The sequence below is a fragment of the Microbacterium sp. K36 genome, from assembly GCF_004794355.1.
Taxonomy (GTDB): domain Bacteria; phylum Actinomycetota; class Actinomycetes; order Actinomycetales; family Microbacteriaceae; genus Microbacterium; species Microbacterium paraoxydans_D.
On the sequence record NZ_SSDN01000057.1, the window covers coordinates 25612 to 36475 of the forward strand.

Here is a 10864-nt window from a genome sequence, read left to right on the forward strand (position 1 = left end):
AAGACTGTGCGTTCGAGCGCAGGCAACGTGATCGAACCGAAACCGTCTGCATCGAACAGACTCGAACAACGAAGGCGAGAACCGGATGATCCCCCGCGGCACCCTCGGCGAGCACGCACCGCGGAGGTCGTCATGACCGAGGAGCGTCCCACCCCGCGTTTCGGCCTCTCCCGGCGGGAACGGATCCTCGACGAGCTGCGCCGGACGGGAGCGGTGCGCGTCGCCGATCTCGCCCGCGACTTCGGGGTGGCGGAGCTCACCATCCGCCGCGACATCACGACGCTGGCGGACCGCGGGCTGCTGACCCGGGTGCACGGGGGAGCGGTGCTGCGGAGCCCGCTGGACACGACCGTCGCCCGGGCCGCCCTCCCCGGGCCGCAGTTCCGCATCGGGATGGTGGTGCCGTCGCTGAGCTACTACTGGCCGCAGGTGGTCGTCGGCGCCCGGAGCGCCGGGGTCGAGGCGGGGGTGCAGCTCGTGCTCCGCGGGGCCAGCTACGCCGCGCAGGACCAACGCCGCCAGATCGCGACGCTCCTGGAATCCGGGACGGTGCACGGGCTCATCGTGGCCCCCGAGACGCAGGGCGCCGACGGACACGCGCTGCTCTCCTGGCTGGACACGCTCCCGGTGCCGGTCGTGCTCGTGGAGCGCCGGACCCCGCCGGCTCTCGCCCTCACCCGGATGCAGTCCGTGGCGACCGACCACGCGTTCGGGGGCGCGCTCGCCGCAGGGCACCTCGCCGCGCTCGGGCACCGGCGGGTCGGGATCCTCACCTCACCGCAGTCGCCGACCTCCGCCGGGCTGCGGCAGGGCTGGTCGCGGGCCGTCGCCGACCTCGGGCTCACGGTGACGGTGGACCGCGACGCGGCGCTGGACAGGGTCGAGGGGTCCGCACAGGCGGAGCTCGTCTCCTCGGTGCTCGCCGAGATCCGCGAGACCCGCACGACCGCCCTGCTCGTGCACTCCGACCCGCAGGCGCTCCTGCTCCAGCAGCATCTGCAGGACGCGGGCTGGCGGCTGCCCGATGACCTCTCGCTCATCGCCTACGACGATGAGGTCGCCGAGCACGGGTCCCCGCCGCTCACCGCGCTGCGGCCGCCGAAGCAGCACGTCGGGCGCCGCGCGGTGGAGCTCCTCGGGGAGCGGCTGCGCGAGGGAGCGGTCCGGCCGACGGAGCGCGTGGAGGTGGCTCCGGCGCTGCAGGTGCGCGCCAGCACGGCCCCTCCGCGCTAGGGGCTGGTTGCGAGGTCGTGCGTCTCATGCCATGATCTCGGAAAGCGCTTACCAACATTCTCCTGTCAGCGCCGACAGCTTCCACCGAGAGGAACGGACCGAGATGGCACAGGCCCCCACCCGCGAGATCGGGATCATCATGAACGGCGTCTCCGGGCGCATGGGATACCGGCAGCACCTGGTGCGGTCGATCCTCGCGATCCGCGACGAGGGCGGGATCGAGCTCCCCGACGGCAGCCGCGTGACCGTGCGGCCGATCCTCGTCGGGCGCAGTGAGGCCAAGCTCGCGGAGCTGGCGGCGAAGCATGGCATCGAGGACTGGACGACCGACCTCGACGCCGCCCTCGCCGATCCGCGGTGGGAGATCTACGCCGACTTCCTCGTCACGAAGGCCCGGGCGTCCGCGATCCGCAAGGCCATCGCCGCCGGAAAGGCGATCTACACCGAGAAGCCCACCGCCGAGTCGCTGGACGAGGCCCTGGAGCTCGCGCGGCTGGCGCGCGACGCGGGCGTGAAGACCGGCGTCGTCCACGACAAGCTCTACCTCCCGGGGCTGCAGAAGCTCAAGCGCCTCATCGACTCTGGCTTCTTCGGCCGCATCCTGTCCGTCCGCGGCGAGTTCGGCTACTGGGTGTTCGAGGGCGACTGGCAGCCCGCGCAGCGTCCGAGCTGGAACTACCGCACGGAGGACGGCGGCGGCATCATCACCGACATGTTCCCTCACTGGAACTACGTGCTGGAGAACCTCTTCGGCGAGGTCAAGAGCGTCTATGCGCAGGCCGCAGTGCACATCGCCGACCGCTGGGACGAGAAGGGCGAGCACTACACGGCCACGGCCGAGGACGCCGCCTACGGCATCTTCGAGCTCGACGGCGGGGCGATCGCCGAGATCAACTCCTCGTGGACCGTGCGGGTGAACCGCGACGAGCTCGTGGAGTTCCAGGTCGACGGCACGCACGGCTCCGCCGTCGTCGGACTGTTCGGCGCGAAGATCCAGCCCCGCAACGCCACGCCCAAGCCCGTGTGGAACCCCGACCTGGAGGACAGCCACGACTACGACGCCGACTGGCAGCAGGTGCCGACGAACGACGTGTTCCAGAACGGCTTCCGGCAGCAGTGGGAGGAGTACCTCACCTCGTTCGCCCTCGGGACGGACTACCCGTTCGACCTGCTCGCCGGCGCGCGCGGGGTCCAGTTCGCGGAGGCCGGACTCGCGTCCAGCGCCGAGGGGCGCAAGATCGTGCTCGAGCCGCTGACCCTGGACCACGCATGACCACCCTCCGCCTGCTCGCCGCCGACGGCCGCATCGCCGAGGCGGAGCTCCGGGAGGCCGGCGCCGTCACGAGGCCGGAGGGTCCGCTCCGCAGTCGGGTGGCCTACGCCGCCGCGCACGTCGTCCCGAAGGTCCACGCGGACAACACCCCGGGGCAGCCGGCCGACATCGACTGGGACGCGACGCTCGCGTTCCGCCGCAACGTGTACTCGTGGGGACTCGGCGTGGCCGACGCGATGGACACCGCGCAGCGCAACATGGGTCTGGATGCGGCGGCGGTGCGCGAGCTCATCGCCCGCAGCGCCGAGGTCGCCCGCGAGGAGGGCGGCACGGTCGTCGTCGGGGTCAACACCGATCACGTCGACGACGCGCGCATCCCGCTCGATCAGGTGATCGCCGCCTATCTCGAGCAGCTGCACTTCGCCGAGGAGCAGGGGGCGGGGCCGGTGCTCATGGCCTCGCGGCACCTGGCCAGGGTCGCGGAGAGCGCGGACGACTACCGCCGCGTGTACCGCGAGGTGCTCTCCCGCGCATCGGCACCGGTCGTGCTGCACTGGCTCGGCACCGCGTTCGACCCGGAACTCGCGGGATACTTCGCGCCGTCGTCGTCCGGCGGGACCGGCGGTGCCGCGTGGCAGGAGGCCGCCGAGGTGCTGCTCGACATCATCGGCGAGAACCGCGCCGCGGTCGCCGGGGTGAAGATGAGCCTGCTCGACGCGGAGTCCGAGGTGTGGGTGCGCGAGCGGCTGCCGGAGGGCGTGCGCATGTTCACCGGCGACGACTTCCACTACGTGGGCCTCATCGGCGGGGACAGCCTGACCGGCGCCGCCGCGCCCGAGGGGTCCGCGTCGCGCGGGCACTCGGATGCGCTGCTCGGCGCGTTCGCCGCTCTCGCCCCGGTGGCCTCCGCCGCGATCCAGGCGCTCGACGCGGGCGACCCCGAGCGGTACCTCGCCCTCCTCGGACCGACCGAGGATCTGAGTCGACAGGTGTTCGCGGCGCCGACCTTCTACTACAAGACCGGGGTCGCCTTCCTGTCCTGGCTCAACGGTCATCAGCCGGCGTTCCAGATGGTCGGGGGGCTGCACTCCGCGCGGAGCCTGCCGCACCTCAGTCGCATCGTCGAGCTGGCCAACGGGGCGCTCGCCCTGGAGCGGCCGGAGCTCGCGCGGGAGCGATGGCACGGCCTGCTCCGGCTGAACGGAGTGGACGCATGACCGCCCCCCGGAGCCTGGCGGCGGAGCGCGAGTCCCGGACAGCCGCCGTCGAGACCGTGCCGCACCCGCGGCTCTCGATCAACCAGGCCACCGTGAAGCACGCAGACCTCGCGACGGCCCTGCGCGTCACGGCGGGGGCGGGGGTCGAGGCCATCGGTCTGTGGCGGGAACCCGTGCAGGCAGTGGGACTCGATGTCGCCGCCCGCATGCTCACCGACTCCGGCCTGCGCTTCACGACGCACTGCCGCGGGGGCTTCTTCACGCTTCCGGCCGGTCCGGAGCGCGAGGCCGCGCTCGACGACAACCGCCGGGCGATCGAGGAGGCGGCCACCCTCGCGGCGGCCGGTGCGGAGGGTTCGACCGCGGTGCTGGTCCTCGTCGCGGGCGGTCTGCCGGGAGGCTCCCGCGACCTCGTCGGAGCACGGGAGCGCGTCCGCGATGCCATCGGCAGCCTGGCGGAGGACGCCCGGGCCGCCGGGGTGACCCTCGCGATCGAGCCGCTGCATCCGATGTACGCCTCGGACCGTGCCGTGGTCTCCACCCTCGGTCAGGCGCTCGACATCGCCGCGGACTTCGACCCTGCCGTGGTCGGTGCCGCCGTCGACACGTTCCACATCTGGTGGGACCCGCAGGTGCTCGACCAGATCGCCAGGGCCGGACGCGAGGGCCGCATCGCCACGTATCAGGTGTGCGACTGGAAGACCCCCCTCGCCGCAGACCCCCTCCTCTCCCGGCACTATCCGGGGGACGGTGTGATCGACTTCGGCACCCTGACCCGGGCCGTGCAGGACACCGGTTACGACCGTGACATCGAGGTGGAGATCTTCCATGCCGACGTCTGGGCCGACGACCCAGCCCGTGTGGTCCGCCGCACGGCCGAGGCCTTCGCGACGGCGGTCGCCCCCCACCTGTGAGTCCGGGTGACCCCCGGCCCGGTCCCGTCCCGTCCCGTCCCCACCTCGGCCCCGGTCCCGGTCCCGCCGCGGTTCCGGATGCACGACCCCGCCACGGATGCACGACCCGTTCCCGGGTGTCGGCCGTCCCGTCGTGCCCAGGTCGTGCATCCGTCCCGGCCTCGGTCGTCGTGGCCCGGGGGACACCTGCACGACTCGGGTGCGTGGGCAGGGTCAGACACGGGTTCCGGTCGTGCGGGCGGGACGGGGTCGTGCAGATGGGACTCGACACGGGGATGGAACGGGCCGGGACGTCCGACCCGGGAATCGGGAGGACTGAGAGGATGACGGGATGACGGGGATCCGTGCGGGGCTGTGCTCGGTGACGTTCCGGGCGCTGCCGCCGGAGATGATCGTCGCGCTCGCGGCCGCCGCGGGTCTCGACGTGATCGAGTGGGGCGGTGACGTGCATGTGCCGCCGGGAGACGTCGACCGTGCGGCGGAGGTCGCGCGGATGACCACGGATGCCGGGCTCGCCGTCGCGTCCTATGGGTCGTACTTCCGCGCCGGTCCGGAGGAGTCGCTGACCGCGGTCCTCGACAGCGCCGCGGCGCTCGGTGCCGACCGGGTACGGGTGTGGGCGGGTGGTCACGGCTCGGCGGAGGCGTCGGACCAGGAGCGTGCCCGCGTCGTGACCCGGCTCCGCGCGGCCGCGGTCGAGGCGGCCGCCCGGGGCACCGGACTCGCCCTGGAGTTCCACGGCGGCACGCTCGCCGACACCGCCCCGGCCACGCTCGCGCTGCTGCACGAGGTCGACCACCCGATGCTGTCGACGTACTGGCAGCCCACGGTCGGCGCCACCGTCCCCGTGGCGCTCGAGGAGTTCCGTCGGCTCGGCCCGCATGTCTCCGCCGCTCATGTCTTCTCCTGGTGGCCGCGCACCGAGCGCCACACCCTCCGCTCCCGGTCCGCGCTCTGGACCCGGTTCTTCGCGCACGCCGCCGCCTCCGCGCACCCGCCGCGCGACGCGCTGCTGGAGTTCGTGCCCGACGACGCCCCGGAGCTGCTCGCCGGGGAAGCCGCCGCCCTCCTCGGGTTTCTCGGGCGGCAGCCGTGAGCGCCCCTCGAACGGGTTCCGTTCCCGTCGGTAGGCTCGGAGCATGACCCCGTCCGCCACACCGGCAGAGCCGCCGGCCGCGCGTCGCCCCCGTCACGCGCGGGGACCGGCACCCACGCTGCACGACGTCGCACTTGAGGCCGGGGTCTCGCTGGCGACCGCGTCCCGCGTGCTCAACGGTTCCGAACGCAAGGTCGCGGCGCCCTTCCGGGAGCGGGTGGAGGCCGCCGCCGAGGCCCTCGGGTACACGGCCAACGTCTCCGCGCAGGCGACGGCCCGCGGACGCTCGCCGGTGATCGCGCTCCTCGTCGCCGACATCGCCGACCCCTACTTCGGCCTCATCGCGTCGGGCGTCGCCCGGGGTGCCGACGAGCAGGGGCTCGTCGTGACCGTGGCCATCACCGAGCGCGACCCGGCGCGGGAGGCGCGCATCGTCCGCGCGCTGCGCGGACAGCGTCCGCAGGGCCTCATCCTCGCCGCCTCGCGGACGCAGGAGGAGGGGCAGGCCGAGACCGCCCGCGAGCTCGCCGAGTTCACCCGCCTCGGGGGTCGTGTGGTCGCCTTCGGTGCGGACGGGGACGGGGATCGTCGAGTGGAGATCGACAACCGGGCCGGGGCAGCCGCGCTCGGCCGTCGCATGGCGGCACTCGGCTATCGCTCCGCCGTGCTCGTCGGGGCGGCGGAGGGCGTGCGGACCTCGGACGACCGGCTGGCGGGCTTCCGCGCCGGCTTCGCGGAGGGCGGCGGAGAGGTCGCGCAGACCGTCCGCGGAGACTTCCGCCGCGAATCCGGGGCGGCGGCGATGACCGAAGCCCTCGCCACCGGTGTCCCCGAGGGCACCGTCGTGTTCGGCATCAGCGACGTCGTGGCGATCGGCGCGATGGCGGCCATCCGCGCGGCCGGCCGGGAGGTCGGCGCGGACATCGCGGTCTGCGGCTTCGACGACGTGCCCTCGAGTCGCGACGTCACCCCGGCCCTCACCACGGTCTGCGTGCCGCTGAGCGATGCCGGGTACCAGGCCTTCCGCGCGATCGTCGACGAGGACTGGCAGCAGCCGACGCTCCCCCTCGAGGTGGTCGTACGCGCGAGCACCCCGGGGCTCGGGGCATGACCCGCGTCGTCATCGCTCCGGACAGCTTCAAGGGCACGATCACCGCGGCCGAGGCCGCCGCGGCACTCGCCGACGGCTGGCGGGAGGTCGAGCCGGCCGCGGACATCGTCCTCCGTCCGATGGCCGACGGCGGGGAGGGGACCGTCGCGGCGTTCGCGACGGCCGTACCGGATGCACAGCGCCTGCCGGTCACGGTCGACGGTCCGGCGGGCACTCCCGTCGAGACGTCGTGGCTGCTCCTGCCGAGCGCGACCGACGCCCCCGGCGGCACCGGCGTCGTCGACATCGCCTCGACCTCGGGCATCGAGCTCCTCGACGGTCTGCGCCCCTGGGAGGCCGACACGACCGGCTTCGGCCAGGCGATCGCCGCGGCCCTCGATCACGGGGTCTCCCGCCTGATCGTCGGCATCGGCTCCAGCGCTTCCACCGACGGCGGCACCGGCATGCTCACCGCTCTCGGGGCACGCTTCCTCGACGCGGACGGTGAGCCGGTGGCGCGGGGCGCGCGTGGTCTGGCGGACCTCGTCACGGCGGACCTCGGCGCGCTGCGCACGGCACCCGACGTCCGCGTGCTGACCGATGTCACGAATCCGCTCGTCGGCCCCCGCGGCGCGGCGGCGGTGTTCGGCCCGCAGAAGGGCCTCACGGCGCCGGAGGACATCGCCCGTGTCGACGACGCGCTCGCGCACCTCGCCGCCCTCCTTTCCGTCGATCCGGCGCTTCCCGGCACGGGTGCCGCCGGAGGGACGGGGGCCGCGCTCGTGCGCTGGGGCGGGGTCCTCGCTCCGGGGGCGGCCGAGGTGGCGGCCCTCATCGATCTGGCCGGCGCCGTCCGTGGTGCCGAGGTCGTGATCACCGGCGAGGGATCCTACGACGGACAGTCGGGCGACGGGAAGGTGCCGTCGTTCCTCGCCGCGCTCGCGGCGGAGGCGGGGGCGCGACCGCTGCTCGCCGCAGGACGGATCGCGGAGGATGCGGACACGAGCCTCTTCGCGGAGGCGGTGTCGTTGACCGCGCTGGCGGGGTCGACGACCGCCGCCCTGACCGACCCCGCACGGTGGCTGCGGGTCGCGGGCGCGGCTCTCGCCCGGACGCGGTGACCGGCCCGGAGGCCCCGCCTGCGGGGGCGATGCCAGCGCGGACACGGTCATGCGTTGACACGGCAGAACCGTCGGCATAGACTCGCAACACCGAACGGGAATGCGCTTTCCCGAATCCTTCACGAAGATGTCGAGGACCCCATGTCGTCTGCCCCCTCCGCGACCATGACCCTGGCGATCGCCGCCGATCGCCCCGAGCCTCCGGGCATCGTCCGCTGGTGGAGCCGCCACTGGCACCCGCTCGTCTTCGTGCTCGCGGTGCTCGCGCTCTGGTGGGTCTCCACGAGCCTCGGCTGGGTGCCGGCGTTCATCATCCCGTCGCCGGCCGACACCTGGGCGGCCTTCACCGACAACGCCGCCTACCTCGCGCAGAACACCTGGGTCACCACCTACGAGACCGTGATCGGATTCGTCATCGCGGTCGTCGTCGGCGTCCTGGTCGCCGTGCTCATGGTCTACTCGCGGGGTCTGGAGCAGACGCTCTATCCCGTCATCCTCTTCGCGCAGGTCATCCCGAAGATCGCCATCGCCCCCCTGTTCGTCGTCTGGCTCGGGTTCGGGGCGGAGCCGAAGATCCTCGTGGCCGTGCTCATGGCGTTCTTCCCTGTCGTCATCTCGGGCCTCGCGGGTCTGCGCACCGTCGACCCGGAGATCCTCCAGCTCGCGTCGACCATGGGAGCGAGCCGCTTCAAGACCTTCCTCAAGGTGCGGCTGCCCGCGGCTCTGCCCGAGCTCCTCTCCGGCCTCAAGGTCGCCGCGACGCTCGCGGTCACCGGTGCCGTCGTCGGCGAGTTCGTCGGCGCGAACGAGGGCCTCGGCTACGTGATCCTCCAGGCCAACGGCAACCTCGACACCGCGATGCTCTTCGCCGCGCTCATCATCATGTCGCTGCTCGGCGTCATCCTCTTCGGCATCATCCAGATCGCCGAGCGCTTCCTCATCCCGTGGCACGCCTCCAAGCGCGACGTCGCCGCGGCCACCGTTCGACTCTGACCCCCCTCGCCCCCACGAAAGAAGGCACTGATGAAGAAGTCAGGCACCATCCTCAGCTCGATCGCCCTCGCGTCCGCCGCAGTGCTCGCCCTCTCCGGCTGCGGAGGATCGACGGCCCCGGCGAGCTCCGGCGACGGTGACGACGGCGAGCTCACGCCGGTCACCCTCATGCTCAACTGGTACCCGTACGGCGAGCACGCGGCCTTCTACTACGGCGTCGACCAGGGCATCTTCGAGGAGCACGGCATCGACCTCACGATCAAGGCCGGCCAGGGCTCGACGAAGACCGCGCAGGCCGTCGGGCAGGGGCAGGTCGACTTCGGCTGGGCGGACACCCCGGCCGTCCTCGCGAACATCGACAAGGGCGTCGGCATCAAGAGCGTCGGCGTCTTCCTGCAGACCACGCCGTCGGCCGTGCAGGTCTTCGCCGACTCCGGCATCTCCAGCCCGGAAGACCTCAAGGGCAAGACCATCGCGGTCTCCGCGGGCGACGCCCCGACCACCACCTTCCCGATGTACCTCGAGGCCGTGGGCCTGGAGGAGGGCGATGTGACGCAGCAGAACCTCGACGCCGCGGGCAAGATCGCCGCCATGCTCTCGGGCAAGGTCGACGGCCTCATCGGCTTCGCGCACGACCAGGGCCCGACCATCGCCGACAAGAGCGGCAAGGACGTCGAGTACCTGCGCTACTCCGACGCGGGCCTGAACTTCTTCAGCAACGGCCTCATCGCCCCGACCGACACCATCGAGAACGACCCGGAGCTCGTCGAGGCGCTGGTCGCCGCGACCTCCGAGGCCTTCGAGGCCGCGCAGGAGGACCCCGAGGCGGCGGTGGCCGCGATGGAGGGCAAGGACCCGCAGATGCCGTCGCAGGAGGTCCTGCTGCACCAGTGGGAGGAGACCATCGAGCTGCTCCACACCGACGCCACCGAGGGCCAGGCTCCCGGCGCGAACGCCACCGAGGACTGGGAGTCCACGCTGGAGGTGCTGTCCGAGGCCGGGCTCATCTCGGGCGACGGCGATGTGGAGACCTACTTCGACGACGCCTTCACCCCCGGGAAGTGAGACCGATCGTCATGGACACTCACGTTCAGCAGGAACGCGGACCCGCGGCCACGAGCACCGCTCCGGCGCTCGAGGTCACGGATCTCGCGATCACCTTCGCCTCCAAGCGGCGCCAGGTCACGGCTCTCGAGGGTGTCGACCTGCGCGTCGAGGAGGGGGAGTTCCTCTCCATCGCCGGGCCTTCGGGCTGCGGCAAGTCGACGCTCCTGAAGGCCGTGGCGGGACTCACCGCTCCGAGCCGCGGCAGCATCCGGCTGCGTGGCGACGAGGTCCGCGGTCCGCGGCAGGATATCGGCTACGTGTTCCAGCGGGCGGCGCTCCTGGAATGGCGCAGCGTCCGCGGCAACATCCTCCTGCAGGCCGAGATGCGCGGGATGGACATGCGCAAGGCCCAGGCCCGTGCCGACGAGCTCATCGAGATGACCGGGCTCACCGGCTTTGAGAAGTCGCTGCCGCACGAGCTCTCCGGAGGCATGCAGCAGCGGGTGTCGCTGTGCCGCGCGCTGTTGCACGAGCCGCGGGTGCTGCTCATGGACGAGCCGTTCGGTGCCCTCGACGCCCTCACGCGCGAGCGCATGAACGTCGAGCTCAACCGGATCTGGAGCGCCACCGGCACGACCGTGCTGCTCGTGACCCACTCGGTCGCGGAGGCGGTCTACCTCGCCAGTCGCGTCATCGTGATGGGACCGCGCCCCGGACGGATCCTGGAGGAGCACCGCGTCGACCTCCCGGCCCGCCGCGGCTACGCCGACGTTCTGGAGACGGAGGAGTTCCACCGCGTCTCCAGCCGCGTCCGCGAGCTCCTCGGCTCCTCCACCGACGCCGACTGACCCCGCCCCGCCCCCGCCCCCGCCCCGCCCCC

General features: G+C 72.6%; 10 protein-coding genes. All 10 read left to right on the forward strand.

Annotation, left to right across the window (positions count from 1 at the left end):
* Window positions 1-132: 132 nt before the first annotated feature.
* The 10 genes from DW296_RS05455 (at window position 133) to DW296_RS05500 (ending at window position 10832) form a co-directional block, all read left to right on the forward strand.
* Complete coding sequence (locus tag DW296_RS05455) at window positions 133-1233, forward strand: LacI family DNA-binding transcriptional regulator (RefSeq protein WP_136051412.1); 1101 nt, start codon at window positions 133-135, stop codon at window positions 1231-1233.
* A gap of 103 nt (window positions 1234-1336) precedes the next feature.
* Window positions 1337-2506, forward strand: a complete 1170-nt coding sequence (locus tag DW296_RS05460; protein ID WP_136051413.1) for a Gfo/Idh/MocA family protein — start codon at window positions 1337-1339, stop codon at window positions 2504-2506.
* Window positions 2503-3723 carry a DUF993 family protein gene (locus DW296_RS05465; RefSeq protein ID WP_136051414.1) on the forward strand — a complete coding sequence of 407 codons (1221 nt, stop codon included), beginning with the start codon at window positions 2503-2505 and terminating at the stop codon, window positions 3721-3723. The genes DW296_RS05460 and DW296_RS05465 overlap by 4 nt, the downstream gene beginning before the upstream one ends.
* Window positions 3720-4637 carry a sugar phosphate isomerase/epimerase family protein gene (locus tag DW296_RS05470; protein ID WP_136051415.1) on the forward strand — a complete coding sequence of 306 codons (918 nt, stop codon included), beginning with the start codon at window positions 3720-3722 and terminating at the stop codon, window positions 4635-4637. The genes DW296_RS05465 and DW296_RS05470 overlap by 4 nt, the downstream gene beginning before the upstream one ends.
* A 331-nt stretch (window positions 4638-4968) precedes the next feature.
* On the forward strand, window positions 4969-5733 hold the full coding sequence (locus tag DW296_RS05475; RefSeq protein ID WP_136051416.1) for a sugar phosphate isomerase/epimerase family protein: 765 nt from the start codon (window positions 4969-4971) through the stop codon (window positions 5731-5733).
* A 43-nt stretch (window positions 5734-5776) separates the two neighbouring features.
* Window positions 5777-6844, forward strand: coding sequence for a LacI family DNA-binding transcriptional regulator (locus tag DW296_RS05480; protein ID WP_136051417.1), 1068 nt, complete (start codon window positions 5777-5779; stop codon window positions 6842-6844).
* Window positions 6841-7944, forward strand: a complete 1104-nt coding sequence (locus DW296_RS05485; protein WP_136051418.1) for a glycerate kinase — start codon at window positions 6841-6843, stop codon at window positions 7942-7944. The genes DW296_RS05480 and DW296_RS05485 overlap by 4 nt, the downstream gene beginning before the upstream one ends.
* A 141-nt stretch (window positions 7945-8085) precedes the next feature.
* Window positions 8086-8937, forward strand: a complete 852-nt coding sequence (locus tag DW296_RS05490; RefSeq protein WP_085605959.1) for an ABC transporter permease — start codon at window positions 8086-8088, stop codon at window positions 8935-8937.
* Between the two features lie 30 nt (window positions 8938-8967).
* Complete coding sequence (locus tag DW296_RS05495) at window positions 8968-10002, forward strand: ABC transporter substrate-binding protein (RefSeq protein ID WP_136051419.1); 1035 nt, start codon at window positions 8968-8970, stop codon at window positions 10000-10002.
* Window positions 10003-10013: 11 nt separating this feature from the next.
* Window positions 10014-10832, forward strand: a complete 819-nt coding sequence (locus DW296_RS05500; RefSeq protein WP_136051420.1) for an ABC transporter ATP-binding protein — start codon at window positions 10014-10016, stop codon at window positions 10830-10832.
* Window positions 10833-10864: the final 32 nt, after the last annotated feature.

What these genes read in the sequence shown, in the direction of transcription:
- DW296_RS05470 (WP_136051415.1), top strand. Translation starts at nt 3,720, where the DNA reads ATGACCGCCCCCCGGAGCCTGGCGGCGGAGCGCGAGTCCCGGACAGCC.
- DW296_RS05480 (WP_136051417.1), top strand. Translation starts at nt 5,777, where the DNA reads ATGACCCCGTCCGCCACACCGGCAGAGCCGCCGGCCGCGCGTCGCCCC.
- DW296_RS05485 (WP_136051418.1), top strand. Translation starts at nt 6,841, where the DNA reads ATGACCCGCGTCGTCATCGCTCCGGACAGCTTCAAGGGCACGATCACC.
- DW296_RS05460 (WP_136051413.1), top strand. Translation starts at nt 1,337, where the DNA reads ATGGCACAGGCCCCCACCCGCGAGATCGGGATCATCATGAACGGCGTC.
- DW296_RS05465 (WP_136051414.1), top strand. Translation starts at nt 2,503, where the DNA reads ATGACCACCCTCCGCCTGCTCGCCGCCGACGGCCGCATCGCCGAGGCG.
- DW296_RS05500 (WP_136051420.1), top strand. Translation starts at nt 10,014, where the DNA reads ATGGACACTCACGTTCAGCAGGAACGCGGACCCGCGGCCACGAGCACC.
- DW296_RS05455 (WP_136051412.1), top strand. Translation starts at nt 133, where the DNA reads ATGACCGAGGAGCGTCCCACCCCGCGTTTCGGCCTCTCCCGGCGGGAA.
- DW296_RS05490 (WP_085605959.1), top strand. Translation starts at nt 8,086, where the DNA reads ATGTCGTCTGCCCCCTCCGCGACCATGACCCTGGCGATCGCCGCCGAT.
- DW296_RS05495 (WP_136051419.1), top strand. Translation starts at nt 8,968, where the DNA reads ATGAAGAAGTCAGGCACCATCCTCAGCTCGATCGCCCTCGCGTCCGCC.
- DW296_RS05475 (WP_136051416.1), top strand. Translation starts at nt 4,969, where the DNA reads ATGACGGGGATCCGTGCGGGGCTGTGCTCGGTGACGTTCCGGGCGCTG.